At 73.7% G+C, this 17,553-nt stretch carries 14 protein-coding genes; 9 read left to right on the top strand and 5 right to left on the bottom strand.

The window, feature by feature from the left end; genetic code table 11:
• The first annotated feature begins 38 nt into the window (after positions 1-38).
• From OG946_RS28875 to OG946_RS28850, 6 genes are all read left to right on the top strand, one after another.
• Positions 39-2,093: an ATP-dependent DNA helicase gene (locus OG946_RS28875; RefSeq protein WP_326798892.1), complete on the top strand. Its 2,055-nt coding sequence runs from the start codon at positions 39-41 to the stop codon at positions 2,091-2,093.
• Between the two features lie 97 nt (positions 2,094-2,190).
• Positions 2,191-4,413 carry a RelA/SpoT family protein gene (locus OG946_RS28870; RefSeq protein WP_326798891.1) on the top strand — a complete coding sequence of 741 codons (2,223 nt, stop codon included), beginning with the start codon at positions 2,191-2,193 and terminating at the stop codon, positions 4,411-4,413.
• Positions 4,414-4,470: 57 nt separating this feature from the next.
• The gene (locus OG946_RS28865; RefSeq protein WP_326798890.1) at positions 4,471-6,057 is read left to right on the top strand and encodes a M1 family metallopeptidase; all 1,587 of its coding nucleotides are present in this window, start codon (positions 4,471-4,473) and stop codon (positions 6,055-6,057) included.
• A 183-nt stretch (positions 6,058-6,240) separates the two neighbouring features.
• Positions 6,241-7,737: a GTPase HflX gene (gene hflX, locus OG946_RS28860; protein WP_326798889.1), complete on the top strand. Its 1,497-nt coding sequence runs from the start codon at positions 6,241-6,243 to the stop codon at positions 7,735-7,737.
• Between the two features lie 87 nt (positions 7,738-7,824).
• Positions 7,825-9,330: a tRNA (N6-isopentenyl adenosine(37)-C2)-methylthiotransferase MiaB gene (miaB, locus tag OG946_RS28855; RefSeq protein WP_326798888.1), complete on the top strand. Its 1,506-nt coding sequence runs from the start codon at positions 7,825-7,827 to the stop codon at positions 9,328-9,330.
• 169 nt (positions 9,331-9,499) lie between these two features.
• Positions 9,500-10,222, top strand: coding sequence for a class III extradiol dioxygenase subunit B-like domain-containing protein (locus tag OG946_RS28850; RefSeq protein WP_326798887.1), 723 nt, complete (start codon positions 9,500-9,502; stop codon positions 10,220-10,222).
• Positions 10,223-10,286: 64 nt separating this feature from the next.
• On the opposite strand, the gene OG946_RS28845 is transcribed toward OG946_RS28850, so the two are convergent.
• Positions 10,287-10,523: a hypothetical protein gene (locus OG946_RS28845; RefSeq protein ID WP_326798886.1), complete on the bottom strand. Its 237-nt coding sequence runs from the start codon at positions 10,521-10,523 to the stop codon at positions 10,287-10,289.
• Between the two features lie 179 nt (positions 10,524-10,702).
• On the opposite strand from OG946_RS28845, the gene miaA reads away from it, so the two are divergent.
• From miaA to dapF, 3 genes are all read left to right on the top strand, one after another.
• Positions 10,703-11,641, top strand: a complete 939-nt coding sequence (miaA, locus tag OG946_RS28840; RefSeq protein ID WP_326798885.1) for a tRNA (adenosine(37)-N6)-dimethylallyltransferase MiaA — start codon at positions 10,703-10,705, stop codon at positions 11,639-11,641.
• 113 nt (positions 11,642-11,754) lie between these two features.
• Positions 11,755-12,213: a hypothetical protein gene (locus OG946_RS28835; protein ID WP_164716222.1), complete on the top strand. Its 459-nt coding sequence runs from the start codon at positions 11,755-11,757 to the stop codon at positions 12,211-12,213.
• 68 nt (positions 12,214-12,281) lie between these two features.
• The gene (gene dapF / locus OG946_RS28830) at positions 12,282-13,148 is read left to right on the top strand and encodes a diaminopimelate epimerase (protein WP_326798884.1); all 867 of its coding nucleotides are present in this window, start codon (positions 12,282-12,284) and stop codon (positions 13,146-13,148) included.
• 55 nt (positions 13,149-13,203) lie between these two features.
• Here the strand turns inward: dapF and OG946_RS28825 are convergent, their stop codons facing one another.
• The 4 genes from OG946_RS28825 to OG946_RS28810 all read right to left on the bottom strand — a co-directional run bounded on the left by OG946_RS28825 (position 13,204) and on the right by OG946_RS28810 (position 17,536).
• The gene (locus OG946_RS28825) at positions 13,204-14,790 is read right to left on the bottom strand and encodes an FAD-dependent monooxygenase (RefSeq protein WP_326798883.1); all 1,587 of its coding nucleotides are present in this window, start codon (positions 14,788-14,790) and stop codon (positions 13,204-13,206) included.
• Between the two features lie 141 nt (positions 14,791-14,931).
• Positions 14,932-15,906: an amino acid ABC transporter permease gene (locus OG946_RS28820; RefSeq protein WP_326798882.1), complete on the bottom strand. Its 975-nt coding sequence runs from the start codon at positions 15,904-15,906 to the stop codon at positions 14,932-14,934.
• Positions 15,903-16,574 (bottom strand): amino acid ABC transporter permease, encoded by a 672-nt coding sequence (locus OG946_RS28815; protein WP_326798881.1) that lies wholly within the window; start codon positions 16,572-16,574, stop codon positions 15,903-15,905. The genes OG946_RS28820 and OG946_RS28815 overlap by 4 nt, the downstream gene beginning before the upstream one ends.
• Positions 16,575-16,690: 116 nt before the next feature.
• Entirely contained in the window at positions 16,691-17,536 is an 846-nt protein-coding gene (locus OG946_RS28810) for a glutamate ABC transporter substrate-binding protein (RefSeq protein WP_326798880.1), read from the bottom strand.
• Positions 17,537-17,553 lie beyond the last annotated feature (17 nt).

The following is a 17,553-nucleotide window of genomic DNA, read 5'->3' as shown; positions in this document are numbered from 1 at the left end:
GTCGTCACTGTCAGTGCCGCCCCTTAGGGTTGCGTGCCATGGCAGACCAGAACGTCCTCGCGCCCGACGAAGGCGCCGGCACCCCCACGCACGACGGCTCCGACGACCGCAGCGAGCTGCGCGAACTGCTCCATGCGGCCGTCGCCGCCGTCGGCGGTGTCGAGCGGGAGGGCCAGGTGGCGATGGCCGAGGCGGTCGCGGAGGCGATCGCGGACGGCTCGCACCTGCTGGCACAGGCCGGGACGGGGACGGGCAAGTCGCTGGGCTATCTGGTGCCGGCGCTGGCGCACGGCGAGCGGGTCGTGATCGCGACGGCGACGCTGGCGCTGCAGCGGCAGCTCGTCGAGCGCGATCTGCCGCGCACGGTGGAGGCGCTGCACCCGCGGCTGCGCCGCCGTCCCGAGTTCGCCACGCTGAAGGGGCGGTCGAACTACCTCTGTCTGCACCGGGTGCACGAGGGCGTGCCGCAGGACGACCCGGACCTGGGCGCCGGGCTCTTCGACCCGTTCGAGAGCGCGTCGTCGCAGCCGTCGAGCAAGCTGGGCCAGGATCTGCTGCGGCTGCGCGACTGGGCGGACGAGACGGAGAGCGGCGACCGGGACTCGCTGACGCCGGGTGTCTCGGACCGCGCCTGGTCGCAGGTGTCGGTGTCGGCCCGGGAGTGCCTGGGCGCGGCGCGCTGCGCGTACGGCCCGGAGTGCTTCGCGGAGGCAGCGCGGGAGCGGGCGAAGCTGGCGGAGGTGGTGGTCACGAACCACGCGCTGCTGGCCATCGACGCCCTGGAGGGCGCCCCGGTGCTGCCGTCGCACGAGGTGCTGATCGTCGACGAGGCGCACGAGCTGGTCTCCCGGGTGACCGGCGTGGCCACCGGCGAGCTGACCCCCGGGCGGGTCAACCGCGCGGTGCGGCTGTCGGCGAAGCTCGTCAACGAGAAGGTGGCGGACGCCCTGCAGACGGCCGCGGAGAGCTTCGAGCGGCTGATGGAGCTGGCGCTGCCGGGCCGCTTGGAGCCGGTCCCCGAGGACCTGGGGTACGCGCTGCTGGCGCTGCGGGACGCCTCCCGTACGGTCATCTCCGCGCTGGGCACGACCCGGGACTCCTCCGTGCAGGACGAGGACGTGGTGCGCCGGCTCGCGCTCGCCTCGGTGGAGAACGTGCAGGAGGTCGCCGAGCGGATCACGCAGGGCTCGGAGTTCGACGTGGTGTGGTTCGAGCGGCACGACAGGTTCGGGGCGTCGCTGCGGGTGGCGCCGCTGTCGGTGTCGGGGCTGGTGCGCGAGAAGGTGTTCAGCGACCGGTCGGTGACGCTCACGTCGGCGACCCTCAAGCTGGGCGGCGACTTCGCGGGGATCGGCGCCTCGCTGGGGCTGCCGCCGGAGGGCAGCAGCGAGGAGGGCGCCCCGGTCTGGAAGGGGCTCGACGTCGGCTCCCCCTTCGAGTACCGCAAGCAGGGCATCCTCTACGTCGCCAAGCATCTGGAGCGGCCGGGCCGGGACGGCACGCGCAAGGACATGCTCGACGAGCTGGCGGAGCTGGTGGAGGCGGCCGGCGGGCGCACACTGGGCCTGTTCTCTTCGAAGCGGGCCGCCGAGGCCGCGGCCACGGAGCTGCGCGGCCGGCTCGACGTGCCGGTGCTGCTGCAGGGCGAGGAGACGCTCGGCGAGCTGATCAAGCGCTTCGCGGCGGACGAGGCGACGTGCCTGTTCGGCAGTCTGTCGCTGTGGCAGGGCGTCGATGTCCCCGGCGCCGGCTGCCAGTTGGTGGTGATGGACCGCATCCCCTTCCCCCGCCCCGACGACCCGCTGGCCACCGCGCGGCAGGAGGCGGTGGAGAAGGCCGGCGGCAACGGCTTCATGGCGGTCGCGGCGACGCACGCGGCGCTGCTCATGGCGCAGGGCGCCGGCCGGCTCGTCCGCGCCACGGGCGACCGCGGCGTCGTCGCGGTGCTCGACCCGCGGCTGGCGACGGCCCGTTACGGCAGCTATCTCCGCGCCTCCATGCCGGACTTCTGGTATACGACCGACCGCAACCAGGTACGTCGTTCGCTGGCGGCAATCGACGCGTCCGCAAGGTCCGATCGCTCGAATGGGTGATCTAGACCACGCTGGGCGAGAGCCGTACGGCACTGCGTGATGGTCTCGGTAGCATCAAGTACCGGCACGGGAGCCGGTGAGCTGCCGGAGGTGCCGATTGAGCGCAGAGGTCCACAGTCCGGGCAATCCGGCGGGCGGTCCCCGCCGACGCGGCAGGGCCCGCCTCGATCTCCGCCGGCTGGGCCGGGTGGCCCTGCTGGGCGGCGCGTCGTCGCGGGACGGCCTGCCGCACGCCCTGGAGCATGTGGCCAAGGCGCACCGCGGGTTCTATCCCGACGCCGACATCCCCACGCTGCGTACGGCCTATCTGCTCGCCGAGCACGCGCACCGGGGCCAGATGCGCAAGAGCGGCGACCCGTACATCACGCATCCGCTGGCCGTCACCCTGATCCTGGCCGAACTCGGCGCCGAGACCACGACGTTGACGGCCTCGCTGCTCCACGACACGGTCGAGGACACCGAGGTGACGCTCGACCAGGTGCGGTCGGGCTTCGGCGAGGAGGTGGCGTACCTCGTCGACGGCGTCACCAAGCTGGAGAAGGTCGACTACGGGGCCGCCGCCGAGCCCGAGACCTTCCGCAAGATGCTGGTGGCGACAGGCAGCGACGTGCGGGTGATGTCCATCAAGCTCGCGGACCGGCTGCACAACATGCGCACCCTGGGCGTGATGCGCCGGGAGAAACAGGTGCGCATCGCGCGCGTGACGCACGACGTGCTGATCCCGCTGGCCGAACGGCTGGGCGTGCAGGCGATCAAGACCGAGCTGGAGGACCTGGTCTTCGCCGTCCTCCAGCCCGAGGACTACGCGCGCAGCCGTGAGTTGCTGCTCGCGAACGCCGGGCGGCCGGACCCGCTGGAGGAGACGGCGGCCGAGATGCGCGAGGTCCTGCACGCCGCCGGCATCACCGCAGAAGTCGCCATCCGGCCGCGGCACATCGTCTCGGTGCACCGGGTGCTGCAGAAGCGCGGCGAGCTGCGCGGGACGGACTTCGGCCGGCTGCTGGTGCTGGTGCCGGAGGCGGCCGACTGCTATGCGGTGCTGGGCGAGTTGCACACGTGTTTCAAGCCCGTGCCCGCGGAGTTCAAGGACTTTATCGCCGTACCGAAGTTCAACCTCTACCAGTCGCTGCACACGGCCATCGCCGACCAGCGCGGGTACGTCGTCGAGACGCTGGTACGCAGCCGGCAGATGCACCGCGTCGCCGAGGCCGGGGTGGTGGCGCTGGCCAGCCCGCTGGCGCGGCCCGCGGCCGGCCAGGTGGGTGACTGGCTGAAGCGGCTGCTGGAATGGCAGCGCGCCACGCCCGACCCCGACGCCTTCTGGTCCGCCTTACGCGAAGACCTCGCCCCCGACCAGGAGATCACGGTCTTCTGCGACCCGGGCGGGCCGTTGGTGCTGCCCGCGGGCGCCAGTTGTGTGGACGCGGCGTACGCGCGTCATGGGGAGACGGCGCACACGCTGGTGGGCGCGCGCGTCAACGGGCGGCTCGCCGGCCTCGGGACCCGGCTGCGGGACGGCGACGCGGTGACCCTGCTGCTGGCGCCGGAGGCGTCGGGGCCCGCGCCGGAGTGGCTGGACCACGCGCAGACGCCGGCGGCGCGCATCGCGATCACCCGCTGGCTGGGGGACCACCCGACGGCACAGCCCGCCGACGCGGCGATCCCCCTCCCGGCCGACTACGTCCCGGCCGCCCCCGCCGCGCCCGGCTCCCCCGCCCACGACGAGGCCGACGTCCCCGTCGGCGTACCGGCAGCCGACGCACCGGCAGAGGGCGTACCCGCCGGCGGCGCCCCGGCCGACGGCATCCCGCGCGCCGCCGAGCCCGCCGTGGCCGAGCTGCCGGACGCCACGCCCCGCCTCGCCCGCTGCTGTACGCCGGTGCCCCCCGACGCCGTCACCGGCTTCGTCATCCGCGGCGGCGCCGTCGTCGCCGTGCACCGGGCGCAGTGCGCCACCGTGGCCCGGATGGCCGCCGCCGGCCGCCGCGAGCTTCGGGTCCACTGGCGTACGGGCGAGGGCGCACCGCCCGCCGACCTGCGGGTGACGCTCAAGGCGGAGGCGTTCGTACGGGCCCATCTGCTCGCCGACCTCACCGAGGCCATCGCGGCCGAGGGCGTCGCGATCGTCGCCGCCGACGTCGAGCCGCCGCACGAGCAGCGCGTGCGGCACACGTACACGCTGCAGCTCCCCGACCCGGCGGAGCTGCCCGGGCTGATGCGCGCGATGCGCAAGGTGCCCGGGGTGTACGACGTCTCCCGCGCCCAGCACCCCACGGGCGCGGACGGGCAGGCGCCCGGGCTGCGCGCCCGCACTCGTTAGAGTGCACCGCTGCCGCGTCGGCGGCGCGCGGGGTTCGCCCGCTGATAGCGGTAGCGCATGCTCCGCTCCGCCCGCCCGCGCCGTCCGCTGCGCCACGCCCTGCTCGCCGCCGCCGTCCTCGCCACCCTGGCCGCCGCCCCGGCCGTACCGGCCGCCTCCACCGCGCCGGCCGCCCCCGGCCGTACCGGCGCGCAGGATGCCCCGCCACCCCGCCCCGCCGGCATCGGCGACCCGCTCTTCCCGCACCTCGGCAACCCCGGCTACGACGTCCTCGCCTACGACATCGCCCTCACCTACTCCGGCCGCAACGACGCCCCCCTGACCGCCCGCACCGAGATCACGGCCCGCGTCACCGACCGGCTGCCCCGCATCAACCTCGACTTCACCCACGGCACCGTCCGCGACGTCACCGTCAACGGCCGCCCCGCCGCCCACGCCCGCGCGGGCGAGGACCTCGTCGTCACCCCCGAGCGCACGCTGTACCCCGGCGAACGTCTGCGGATCGCCGTACGGCACACCAGCGACCCCCGCGGCAACGGCGGCGGCTGGATCCGTACGAAGGACGGGCTGGCGATGGCCAACCAGGCCGACGCCGCCCACCGCATCTTCCCCGGCAACGACCACCCCGCCGACAAGGCCCGCTTCACCTTCCGCGTCACCGCGCCCAAGGACCTCACGGTCGTCGCCAACGGCCTGCGCCTGGCCCGCGAGCGCGCCGGCGCGCGCACCACGTGGACGTACCGCACCGCGCACCCCATGGCCACCGAGCTGGCGCAGGTCTCCATCGGCCGCTCCGCCGTGCTGCGCGGCACCGGCCCGCACGGGCTACCGCTGCGCCACGTCGTCCCCGAGCGCGACCGGCGCACCGCCCGACCCGTCGTCGACCGCACGGCCGCGCAGATCGCCTGGATGGAGCGGTACGCGGGCCGCTATCCGCTGGAGTCGTACGGCATGCTGTCCGTGGACGCGCCGCTGAACTTCGCGCTGGAGACGCAGACCCTGTCCGTCTTCGGCCGCGACTTCCTGCGGGCCGTCGCCCAGTACCCGAAGCGCGCCGAGGGCGTCCTCGTGCACGAGCTGGCGCACCAGTGGTTCGGCAACAGCGTGACGCCGCGCAGGTGGTCGGATCTGTGGCTGAACGAGGGCCATGCCACCTGGTACGAGGCGCTGTTCACCGACGAGCGGCACGACCGGGGCAGCCTGGTGCGCCGGATGCGCGCGGCGTACGAGCAGTCCGACGGCTGGCGGCGGGCAGGCGGCCCGCCGGCCGCGCCGCGGCGGCCCGCGGACGGCGGTCAACTGGAGCTGTTCCGCCCGGTCGTCTACGACGGCAGCGCGCTGGTGCTGTACGCGCTGCGCCAGGAGATCGGCGCGCCGGCCTTCGAGGAACTGGAGCGGGCGTGGGTGACGCGCCACCGGGACGGCACCGCCGGCACCGCGGACTTCGTCGCGCTCGCCTCCGAGATCGCCGGCCGCGACCTGGAGGGCTTCCTGCACGCCTGGCTGTACGGCGAGCGCACCCCGCCGATGCCGGGCCACCCCGGCTGGAAGCCGGCGAAGCCCGCGACGCGCGAGAAGGCCGCCGCGCCAGCCGAGCTCGCGAAGGCCGCCAAGCCCGCGGAGGCCGCGCAGCCGGCGCGCTGAGCCGCCGTGCCCGCGGGGCCCGCCGGGGCGTCCCGGCGGTCCCCGCGGGCGGTAAAACGGGTGACGCCCGTGCGGCAGCGTGCGACCATCGTGGATGCCACGACGCCCGCCGTGCGGGGAATCCTCCCGGTCTGCGGGACGTTGTTGCAGAGGCAGACTACCGATCTCACAGACAAGGATCCGATGACTTCTCCTACCCACCTTCCCCAGGACGATCAGCGTCTCCCGGAAGGCCTGCGTGCCGACGCCCTCATGGAAGCCGAAGCCGCGTGGAGTCCCGGATCCGACGCCGATCGCGACGGCGATCAGTTCGACCGCGAGGACCGCGCGGCCCTGCGCCGCGTCGTGGGTCTGTCGACCGAGCTGGAGGACGTCACCGAGGTCGAGTACCGGCAGCTCCGGCTGGAGCGGGTCGTGCTCGTCGGGGTGTGGACCTCCGGTACGGCCCGGGAGGCCGAGAACTCGCTGGCGGAGCTGGCCGCGCTCGCCGAAACGGCCGGCGCGCTCGTGCTCGACGGCGTGGTGCAGCGCCGCGAGAAGCCCGACCCCGCGACGTACATCGGCTCCGGCAAGGCTCTGGAGCTGCGCGACATCGTGGTCGAGACCGCGGCCGACACCGTCGTCTGCGACGGTGAGCTGAGCCCCGGCCAGCTCATCCACCTCGAGGACGTCGTCAAGGTCAAGGTCGTGGACCGCACCGCGCTGATCCTCGACATCTTCGCCCAGCACGCCAAGTCCCGCGAGGGCAAGGCGCAGGTCGCGCTCGCGCAGATGCAGTACATGCTGCCGCGGCTGCGCGGCTGGGGTCAGTCGCTGTCCCGGCAGATGGGCGGCGGCGGCTCGGGCTCGGCGGGGGGCGGCATGGCCACCCGCGGCCCCGGTGAGACGAAGATCGAGACGGACCGGCGGCGCATCCGCGAGAAGATGGCGAAGCTCCGCCGGGAGATCGCCGACATGAAGACCGGCCGGGACGTCAAGCGGCAGGAGCGCAAGCGGCACAAGGTGCCGTCGGCGGCCATCGCCGGCTACACGAACGCGGGCAAGTCCTCGCTGCTCAACCGGCTCACGGGCGCGGGCGTGCTGGTGGAGAACGCGCTGTTCGCCACCCTCGACCCGACCGTGCGCAGGGCGGAGACGCCCAGCGGGCGGCTCTACACGCTGGCGGACACCGTCGGCTTCGTCCGGCACCTGCCGCACCACCTCGTCGAGGCGTTCCGCTCCACCATGGAGGAGGTCGGCGACGCCGACCTGATCCTGCACGTGGTCGACGGGTCCCACCCGGCGCCCGAGGAGCAGCTCGTCAGCGTGCGCGAGGTGATCCGCGACGTGGGCGCGACGTCTGTGCCCGAGATCGTGGTGATCAACAAGGCGGACATCGCGGACCCGGACGTGCTGCGCCGGCTGCTGCGCATCGAGCCGCGGGCGATCGCGGTCTCGGCGTCGACCGGCGAGGGCATCGAGGAGCTGAAGGCGCTCATCGACGTGGAGCTGCCGCGCCCGCAGGTCGAGATCGAGGCCGTCGTGCCGTACACGAAGGGCGGGCTCGTCTCGCGCGTGCACGACGAGGGCGAGGTGCTCGTGGAGGAGCACATCGCCGCGGGCACGCTGCTCAAGGCCCTGGTCCACGAGGAACTGGCCGCCGAGCTGAGGCGGTACGCCCCCGCGGGACAGGCCGACTGAGGCGGTCGCCGAAGTCGTAGACTGACGGACGGGCCGCCCCCGGCGGCCCGTCCGTGAACCCCCGTCGCCGTTTGGATGATCGCTGGCATGCCCGAGGAAGTCGCACAGCCGCGCACGTACGAGGTCAGGACGTTCGGTTGCCAGATGAACGTCCACGACAGCGAACGGATGTCGGGGCTGCTTGAGGAGGCGGGCTACGTCCGCGCGGAGCCGGACGCCGGCACCGCGGACGTGGTCGTGTTCAACACCTGCGCGGTACGGGAGAACGCCGACAACCGGCTGTACGGCAACCTCGGCCAGCTCGCGCCGAAGAAGGCCGCGAAGCCCGGCATGCAGATCGCGGTAGGCGGCTGCCTCGCGCAGAAGGACCGCGACACGATCGTGGGCCGCGCCCCGTACGTCGATGTCGTCTTCGGCACGCACAACGTGGGCAAGCTGCCGGTGCTGCTGGAGCGCGCGCGGGTGGCCCGCGAGGCGCAGGTCGAGATCGCCGAGTCCCTGGAGGCGTTCCCCTCCACGCTGCCGACGCGGCGGGAGAGCCCGTACGCCGCGTGGGTCTCGGTCTCCGTCGGGTGCAACAACACCTGCACGTTCTGCATCGTCCCGGCGCTGCGCGGCAAGGAGAAGGACCGCCGCAGCGGCGACATCCTCGCCGAGGTCGAGGCGCTGGTGTCCGAAGGCGTCAGCGAGATCACGCTGCTGGGGCAGAACGTCAACGCGTACGGGTCCGACATCGGTGACCGGCAGGCGTTCGGCAAGCTCCTGCGGGCCTGCGGGCGGATCGAGGGCCTGGAGCGGGTGCGCTTCACCTCGCCGCACCCGCGGGACTTCACCGACGACGTGATCGAGGCCATGGCCGAGACGCCGAACGTGATGCCGCAGTTGCACATGCCGCTGCAGTCCGGCTCGGACACGGTGCTGCGCGCGATGCGGCGCTCGTACCGGCAGGAGCGGTACCTGGGGATCATCGAGAAGGTACGGGCCGCGATCCCGGACGCGGCGATCACCACGGACATCATCGTCGGCTTCCCCGGCGAGACCGAGGCGGACTTCGAGCAGACGCTGCACGTGGTGCGCGAGGCGCGCTTCACGCAGGCGTTCACCTTCCAGTACTCCAAGCGGCCGGGGACGCCGGCGGCGGAGATGGCCGGGCAGGTGCCGAAGACGGTCGTGCAGGAGCGGTACGAGCGGCTGGTCGCCCTCCAGGAGGACATCTCCTGGGGCGAGAACAAGAAGCAGGTCGGCCGGGTGCTGGAGGTCATGGTCGCCGAGGGCGAGGGCCGCAAGGACGGCGCCACGCGGCGGCTGTCAGGACGGGCGCCCGACAACCGGCTGGTGCACTTCGCGCGGCCGGAGGAGCCGGTGCGGCCGGGCGACATGGCGACGGTCGAGATCACGTACGCGGCGCCGCACCACCTGCTGGCGGAGGCCCCGCCGCGGGCGGTACGCCGCACGCGCTCCGGCGACGCCTGGGCGGCGCGGCAGGCGGCGCCCGACGAGGGCGGGGCGGGCGGCACGGGCGTGCTGCTGGGCCTGCCGACGGTGGGCGTCCCGGATCCGCTGCCGGCGGCGCAGGGCTGCGCGGCGCACTGACGGCTCCGCCCGGGTGCGCCGGGAACGGCCCTGCTTCCCCTACGAGCAGTCCCGCGGGTGCCGCGTGCGTCCTACGCGCGCGTAGATCCCTGCCTCCCCCCGGGTGCGGCCTGCCGTGATCGCCGGACGCGCCGGGGCCGCCGGAGCCGGGGCGGCTAGGCTGCGGCTCATGCTCGTCGCCGCCGCCTGCTGCCCGTGTCCGCCCCTGCTGGTGCCCGAGGTGGCCTCGGGTGCCGCCGGCGAGCTGGAGGCGCTCAGAGCGGCGTGTATGGACGCCGTGGGGGTGCTGGCGGCGGCGCGGCCGGACCTGCTGGTCGTCGTCGGGCCCGCGGAGGAGTCCGGGCGGGGCCCGTATCCGCAGGGGGCCGCGGGGTCGTTCCGGGGCTACGGCGTGGATCTTCCGGTCCGGCTCGGGCCGGCCGGCGGTGCAGAGCAGGAGCCAGGCGGGCGGGAGCTGCCGCCGTCACTTGCGGTGGGCGCCTGGCTGCTGGAGCGGGCGGAGTGGAACGGCGCGCCCGTGGAAGGGCTGGGCGTCGGCGAGCCGCTGGCGGGCGAGCGCTGCGCGGCGGCGGGCCGGGAGATCGCCACGCGGGCCGGGCGGGTGGCGCTGCTGGTGCTGGGCGACGGCAGTGCGCGCCGTACGCAGAAGGCCCCCGGCTACTACGACGAGCGCGCCGCCGGCTTCGACGCCGGGGCGGCCCGCGCGCTCGGCGCCGCGGACGCCGCCGCCCTGGCGGCGCTGGACGCGGAGCTGGCCGCCGATCTGCAGGCCGCGGGCCGCGCCTGCTGGCAGGTCGCCGCGGGCGCGTCGGAGAACGCCGCCCTGCGCGGAGCCCTCCTGTACAACGAGGCGCCGTACGGCGTGGGTTACTTCGTCGCCACCTGGTCCTGACGCCCGCAGCCGCGACAGCCCGGAGGCCGCGGGCCCCGTCCGGGGCCGCGCGCCTCCCAGGGTCCTACTTACGGGCCTCGTCGCCCGCGTCGCTGTCCGCGGCCCCCTCGGCCGACTGCTGCTTCGGGATCCCCGCGGCGGCCGCGGCCCCCGCGTTCGCCGGCTCCTCGGTGGCCTCCGGCTGCGCCGCGGTCGCCGCGGCCTCCCCGGCCGGCGGTTCGGCGGCGGGCACCGGCTCCTTGGCGGCCTGCCCCTCCCCGCTCGATCCGCCTCGACGAAGAAGCTTGGCAAAAACGCCCATCTCAACTCCATAACTGCTCGTGTGGGCGAAATTCCGCGCCGTCCGGAGCGGCTCATTGCGCCGCCCGGGGGCCCGGTCCGTAAACCGGCGTTCGGAACCTCGGAACGGCAAACGACCCCGAGGACACCGCGTCACGTCACTCGTTCGAGGGGGGTCCCGTTGTTTGCGAGACTTGCCGCGTGACAGAGACCACCCCCCGTCCCCAGGTCGTCGCGGTCGTCGGGGCCACGGCCACCGGCAAGTCCGAGCTGGGGATCGCTCTCGCCCGGCGGCTCGGCGGCGAGATCGTCAACGCCGACTCGATGCAGCTCTACCGGGGGATGAACATCGGCACGGCCAAACTGACGCCCGCGGAGCGGCGGGGCGTGCCGCACCACCTGCTCGACGTGTGGGACGTCACGGAGACCGCCAGCGTCGCCGCGTACCAGCGCCTGGCCCGCGCCGAGATCGACAGGCTCGGCGCCCTCGGCCGCACCGCGGTGCTCGTCGGCGGCTCCGGGCTGTACGTGCGCGGGGCCGTCGACGCCATGGAGTTCCCCGGCACCGACCCCGACGTCCGCGCCCGGCTGGAGGCTGAGCTGGCGGCCGGGGGGCCGGGGCCGCTGCACGCGCGCCTCGCCGCCGCCGACCCGGACGCCGCCGCCGCGATCCTGCCGGGCAACGGCCGCCGGATCGTCCGGGCCCTGGAGGTGATCGAGCTGACCGGCCGCCCCTTCACGGCCAGCCTCCCCGCGCACGAGTCGGTCTACGACACCGTCCAGATCGGCATCGCCGTGCCGCGGCCGGAACTGGCGGACCGGATCGAGCGGCGCGTGCACCGGATGTGGCGGGCCGGTCTGGTGGACGAGGTGCGGCGGCTGGAAGCGGAAGGGCTGCGTGAGGGCCGTACCGCCGCCAGGGCCCTGGGGTACCAGCAGGTGCTGGCGTTCCTCGCCGGCGAGTGCACGGAAGCGGAAGCCCGGGACGAGACCGTGAGGGCCACCAGGAGGTTCGCGCGGCGGCAGGAGACGTGGTTCCGGCGCGACGCGCGCGTGCACTGGATCAGCGGCTCGGAGGCCGACCGTGACCGCCTTCCGGACACCGCGTGTGACCTACTCGAACGGTCGGTTACAGGCTGATCACGTCATGGCATCGGGACGCCTCGGTGGCACTGCGGCTGTTCCCCGCCGTGCCATCATCGAGGCGAGCTGGGAAGCCTGAAAGTCGCCGGAGGTTGGGAGGGCACGTGGCTATGGAGGCCGGCCCTCGTGACAGTCGACGGGAGCCGCAGGACGACCGGATCGCCGGGCCTGTGGCAGAGCCCGCGGACGACCTCGCGGGGGATCTCACCGACGCGCCGGAGCCTGTGGGCCAGGAGTCCTTCCGCGAGCTGCGTCCGCCGCGGCTGCTCCGCTTCTGGCAGCTCGCCCCCATCGTCGCGCTGGCCGCGCTGGGCTCGCTGATGTTCGCGTTCCCGCTGGCCTTCGAGTTCGGCGGCGGCGGTCCCGTCGTGGCGATGCTGGGGCTGCTCATCAGTTGCTGCGCCGCCGGCTGGGCCATGATGGCCGCGCGCCGGGTGGGGCTGGCGCTGCCGGGGCTGCCGCGACGCGGCTCGGGGCGGCGGGCGGACTGGCGGATCGCGCTGCTGTACGCGGTGGCGGTGGCGGCGGTCGTCGCGCTGGCCGTCTGGCGGGTGGCCCGGCTGGGCTGACCGGCGCCCGGAGCCCGGTCCCACCCCGTCGCCGGGGCGTTGTCGGCGCGGACGGTTACGATCACAGAGTGAGCACCGCGCAACTGCACTTCCTCAAGGGACACGGCACCGAGAACGACTTCGTGATCGTCCCGGACCCGGCCGGTCTCATCGACCTGTCCCCGGCCGCCGTGGCCCGGCTCTGCGACCGCCGGGCGGGCATCGGCGCCGACGGCCTGCTGCGGGTCGTACGGTCCGACGCGCACCCGGAGGGGCGGCGGATGGCCGCAGACGCCGAGTGGTTCATGGACTACTGCAACGCGGACGGCAGCGTCGCCGAGATGTGCGGGAACGGGGTGCGGGTCTTCGCCCGCTATCTCCAGCACGCCGGCCTCGTGGAGAGCGGCGACCTGGCGGTCGGCACGCGCGCGGGGGTGCGGCGGGTGCACCTGGCGAAGGACGGCGACATCACGGTCGGCATGGGCCGGGCGGCGCTCGCGGCAGGCCCGGACGCCGAGGTGACGGTCACGGTGGGCGAGCGGAGCTGGCCCGCGCGCAACGTCGGCATGGGCAATCCGCACGCGGTGGCGTTCGTCGCCGACCTCGCGGACGCGGGGCGGCTGTACGAGGCGCCGGGGGTCGCGCCGGCGTCGGCGTATCCCACGGGGGTGAACGTGGAGTTCGTCGTGGACCGCGGCCCGCGGCACGTGGCGATGCGGGTCCACGAGCGCGGCTCGGGCGAGACCCGCTCGTGCGGTACGGGCGCGTGCGCGGTGGCCGTCGCCGCCGCCCGCCGCGACGGGGTGGACCCGGCGGCGACGGGCCGCCCGGAGACGTACACCGTGGATGTGCCCGGTGGCCGCCTCGTGGTGACCGAACACCCCGACGGCGAGGTGGAGATGACGGGCCCGGCCCTCATCGTCGCCGAAGGCGACACGGCGGCCGGCTGGCTCTAGCCGCCTGCCGGGCCCCGGACCCGTCCTGCTCCTCGGTCCCCGCTCCTCCGTCCGGCTACTCCTCCGCGTCGTCCGGCCGGCCCAGCATCCGGTTCGCGCACAGCCGCATCGACTCCTCGCGCACCCCCGCAAGCGCCGCCATCAGATGGCCGTCCGGGCGGATGTAGAGGACCGTGTGCGGTGCCGCGCCGGGGTAGGTCTCCGCGACCAGCAGCCGGGCGCGGGCGGGGAGTTCGCCCACGAGCCGCACCAGCTTCGGCATCAGCCCCGCCTGCAGCCAGCGGCTGCGGTCCCAGACCCGGGTGCCGGGGGCGACCAGCACCACCAGGGGGTCGCCCCCCAGCCGTTCGGAGAGCCGGCCCGTCCAACCGTCCGGAGCGATCACTTGGACGTCGTCGACCCGGGCGCCGGGGGCCGTGCCCACCTCCACCGCCCCGTCCAGACCCGTCGGCGCCGTGGCGTATACCGGCGGGCCGCCTATCCGGCCCCGGCCCAGGTGTCCGTCCGTCAGCAGCTCCGCCGCCGACTTGCCGCGCACCGCCGCCCGCAGACCGCCCGCGCGGCGCAGCAGCGGGCGGACCTGGTCGGCGGCGCGCAGCCGGGCGCTGATCGCGCCGCGGCGCTCGGTGACGTAGGTGTCGACGAGGTCGTCGCCGGAGTCGTCGCGTCCTGCCTGGTGCCAGACGCGGCCGAGCTTCCAGGCGAGGTTCTCGGCGTCGGCGAGGCCCTCGTCGAGCTGCTGGGTGCCCAGCGAGCCGACGAGGTGCGCGGCGTCGCCGGCGAGCAGCGTGCGGCCGCGGCGCCAGCGGCGGGCGAGCCGGTGGTGGACGGTGTGCACGCCGGTGTCGAGGAGTTCGTACGACGGATGGCGGGTGCCGGTCCAGACGCGCAGGGTGGCCTCCAGCCGCGCGACGAGGGCCTCCGGGGTGACGACGCCGCCGCCGGGCGGAAGCAGCCAGTCCAGCCGCCACCGGTCGTCGCCGAGCGGCCTGGCGACGCACTCGGCGCCGGGTCCGCTGCGCGGGGCGCCGCGGTACAGCACGCCCTCGCCGGGCCAGGGCAGGTCGGCCCGTACCGCGGCGACAGCGTGCCGCTCGACGGCCGTGCGGCCGGCGTACGGCACCTCCAGCAGCTTGCGCACGGTCGACCGGGCGCCGTCGCAGCCGACGAGCCAGCTCCCGCGCCACCAGGTCCCGGCCCGGGTGCGGACGTTGACGCCGTACGGCTCCTGCGTCAGCTCCGTCAGCCGGCTGCCGCGGAAGACCTCCACGTGGTGGGAGTTGTCGGCGAGCGCCGCCAGGGTGGTGGTCAGGGCGGACTGCGCGACGTGCAGCGGGGCGGGTCCCGCGGCCTCGCCGAACTCCACCCGCACCTGCGTCCGGCCGCCGCGCAGCACGCGCCAGCCGGCGAGCGCGGCGCCGCACTCGCGGGCCTCCGCGGCGCCGAGGCGGTCGAGGAACGCGGTGGTGTGCGGGCGCAGCACGGCGGTACGGGCCGGGCGCGGGCCCGCGGGCCTGCCGTCCTCCTCGGCGTCGCCGGCGGGCCGGTCGTCGAGGAGGACGGTGGGGACCGCGTGCCGTGCCAGAGCCAACGACAGGGCGAGCCCGACCGGGCCCGCCCCGACGATGATCACCGGGTCCACGGTGATGCGCCTCCGGCGCCATGGTGCCTACGTACTAAGGGGTGGGGAGCCCGGTGCGCGATCACAGGGGGTATGCAACCCACTGCCGCACACCGCAGTCAAGCCGAGGGCTTCCGGCCGCCCCCTCGGGCTACCTTCGAGCTACTTACCGACGCCTCCGCGACCGCCCCCGCCACCGGGATCGGCATCGCCCTTGAGGACCGAAGGAGGGACCCCGCCGGACGCGATACCCACCCCGCCGCCTACGGCGCCGGTGCTCAGGTCGTCGACCTCCGCGACCCCGACCACCGCGCCGGTGGTCCGCTTGCCGCGCCGGACGACCTGCTCCAGCCAGCTCGCCAGCGACGTCAGGATGAAGTTCACGACGACGTAGATCGCCGCGACGACGATGAAGCTGGCGAACACGTTGGAGTAGTTGGACGCGAGCGTGCGCCGCTCGACGAGCAGTTCGCTGAAGCCGATCATCGCGCCGCCGAGCGCGGTGTCCTTCACGATGACGACGAGCTGGCTGACGATTGCCGGCAGCATCGCCGTGACGGCCTGCGGCAGCAGTACGGAGCCCATCATCTGGCCCTTGCGCAGGCCGACGGCCTTGGCGGCCTCGGTCTGCCCGCGGGGCAGGGAGAGGATGCCCGCGCGGACGATCTCGGCGAGCACGGAGGCGTTGTAGAGCACGAGCCCGGTGACGACGGCGTACAGGGGACGCTGGTCACTGCTGATGTCGGTGTACTCGGAGTAGAACTGGTTCGCGAACAGCATCAGGAGCAGCACGGGGATGGCGCGGAAGAACTCCACGACCGCACCCGCCGGCACCCGTACCCACGCGTGGTCGGACAGCCGCGCTATGCCGAAGAGCGCGCCCAGCGGCAGCGCGATGAGGAGCGAGAGCCCGGCCGCCTTCAGCGTCTCGCCGAGGCCCGGCAGCAGGTACGTGGTCCATGCCTGGGAATCCGTGAAGAACGGCTTCCACAGCGCCCATTCGAGCTGGTTCTTCTCGTTCAGCTTGTCGATGACCCACCACACGCCGAGCGCCAGCACGGCGACGAAGAGCACGGTGTAGACGACGTTGCGCCGCTTGGCCTTCGGGCCGGGGGCGTCGTAGAGAACGGAGCTCATCGCTTGACCGCCACCTTCTTGCCGACCCAGCCGAGGAGGAGCCCGGTCGGCAGGGTCAGCACGATGAAGCCGAGGGCGAAGATCGCCGAGATGAGGAGGAGCTGCGCCTCGTTCTCGATCATCTCCTTCATGAGCAGGGCCGCCTCGGCGACGCCGATGGCCGCCGCCACCGTGGTGTTCTTGGTGAGCGCGATGAGGACGTTGGTGAGCGGGCCGACGACCGACCGGAATGCCTGGGGCAGCACTATGAGCCCGAGGACCTGGGTGAAGCTCAGACCGATGGCCCGGGCGGCCTCCGCCTGTCCTACGGGCACGGTGTTGATGCCCGAGCGCAGCGCCTCACAGACGAACGCGGCGGTGTACGCGGACAGCCCGAGCACCGCCAGCCGGAAGAACTTGGCGTCGAAGTCGATGCCGGCACCCAGGGTGACGCCGAACACGTCGGAGAGGCCGAGGGCGCAGAAGACGATGATGACCGTCAGGGGAATGTTCCGGATGACGTTCACGTAGACGGTGCCGAAGCCCCGCATGAGCGGGACGGGGCTGACCCGCATGGCCGCCAGGATCGTTCCCCAGATGAGGGAGAACAGACCCGACAGCAGGGTCAGTTTCACGGTGACCCAGAACGCGTCCAGAATCTGTGTGTCGTAATCGGAGATGATGTCCAACGTCAGTCCAGCGCTCTCGCCTTAAGTGGACGCGGTGGTGTCCCACCCGGGCCGGGCGGCACACCACCGCTCTGACAGTGCGGTCGCACCGCCGCCGGGGCGGCGGTGCGGCGGGGTCACTGCTTGATGTCGCCGATCTTCGGCGCGGGCTCGAAGTCGTAGTTCGCGGGGCCGAGGTTGGCGTCCATGAACTTCTCCCACGAGCCGTCGGAGACCATCTTCTCCAGGGCGGCGTCGATGTCGGTCTTCATCTTCTCGTCGCCCTTTTTGATGCCGACGCCGTAGTTCTCGTTGCTCAGGTTCAGCCCGGCGAGCTTGAACTTGCCCTTGTTGGCCTCCTGGGCGGCGTAGCCGGCGAGGATGGAGTCGTCGGTGGTCAGGGCGTCGATCTGGCCGTTGGCGACGGCGTCGAGGCACTCGGAGTAGCCGGGGCGCTCGGCGAGCTGGGCCTTGGGCGCGATGGTGTCCTTGACGTTCTGCGCCGAGGTGGAGCCGGTGACCGAACAGAGGGTCTTGCCGTTGAGGTCCTCGCCCTTGGTGATGTCGTCGTCGGCGCGGATCAGCAGGTCCTGGTGGGCCAGCAGGTACGGGCCCGCGAAGTCGACCTTCTGCTCGCGCTCCTCGGTGATCGAGTAGGTGGCGGCGATCATGTCGACGTCGCCGCGCTCCAGCATGGTCTCGCGGTCGGCGCTGATCGCCTCCTTCCACTCGATCTGGTCCTCGGAGTAGCCGAGCTCCTTGGCCACGTACGTGGCGACGTCCACGTCGAAGCCCGAGTACGAGCCGTCGGGCTCCTTCAGGCCGAGGCCGGGCTGGTCGAACTTGATGCCGATGGTGATGGAGTCCTTGCCACCGCCGCCGTCACCGTTGTCGCCGCTGTCGTCGTCGGAGCCGCACGCGGCCGCGGTGACGGAGAGGGCGAGTGCGCAGGCAGCGGCCGCGCTGACCTTGCGAAGATTCATGGTGAGCATCCTTCTGT

The organism is Streptomyces sp. NBC_01808, assembly GCF_035917395.1.
Taxonomy (GTDB): Bacteria; Actinomycetota; Actinomycetes; order Streptomycetales; family Streptomycetaceae; genus Streptomyces.
The sequence above is the reverse complement of the archived record's forward strand: the minus strand, read 5'-3'. Positions and strand labels throughout refer to the sequence as shown.

What these genes read in the sequence shown, in the direction of transcription:
- OG946_RS28875 (WP_326798892.1), top strand. Translation starts at nt 39, where the DNA reads ATGGCAGACCAGAACGTCCTCGCGCCCGACGAAGGCGCCGGCACCCCC.
- OG946_RS28865 (WP_326798890.1), top strand. Translation starts at nt 4,471, where the DNA reads ATGCTCCGCTCCGCCCGCCCGCGCCGTCCGCTGCGCCACGCCCTGCTC.
- hflX (WP_326798889.1), top strand. Translation starts at nt 6,241, where the DNA reads ATGACTTCTCCTACCCACCTTCCCCAGGACGATCAGCGTCTCCCGGAA.
- miaB (WP_326798888.1), top strand. Translation starts at nt 7,825, where the DNA reads ATGCCCGAGGAAGTCGCACAGCCGCGCACGTACGAGGTCAGGACGTTC.
- OG946_RS28850 (WP_326798887.1), top strand. Translation starts at nt 9,500, where the DNA reads ATGCTCGTCGCCGCCGCCTGCTGCCCGTGTCCGCCCCTGCTGGTGCCC.
- OG946_RS28845 (WP_326798886.1), bottom strand. Translation starts at nt 10,523, where the DNA reads ATGGGCGTTTTTGCCAAGCTTCTTCGTCGAGGCGGATCGAGCGGGGAG.
- OG946_RS28835 (WP_164716222.1), top strand. Translation starts at nt 11,755, where the DNA reads ATGGAGGCCGGCCCTCGTGACAGTCGACGGGAGCCGCAGGACGACCGG.
- OG946_RS28820 (WP_326798882.1), bottom strand. Translation starts at nt 15,906, where the DNA reads ATGAGCTCCGTTCTCTACGACGCCCCCGGCCCGAAGGCCAAGCGGCGC.
- OG946_RS28810 (WP_326798880.1), bottom strand. Translation starts at nt 17,536, where the DNA reads ATGAATCTTCGCAAGGTCAGCGCGGCCGCTGCCTGCGCACTCGCCCTC.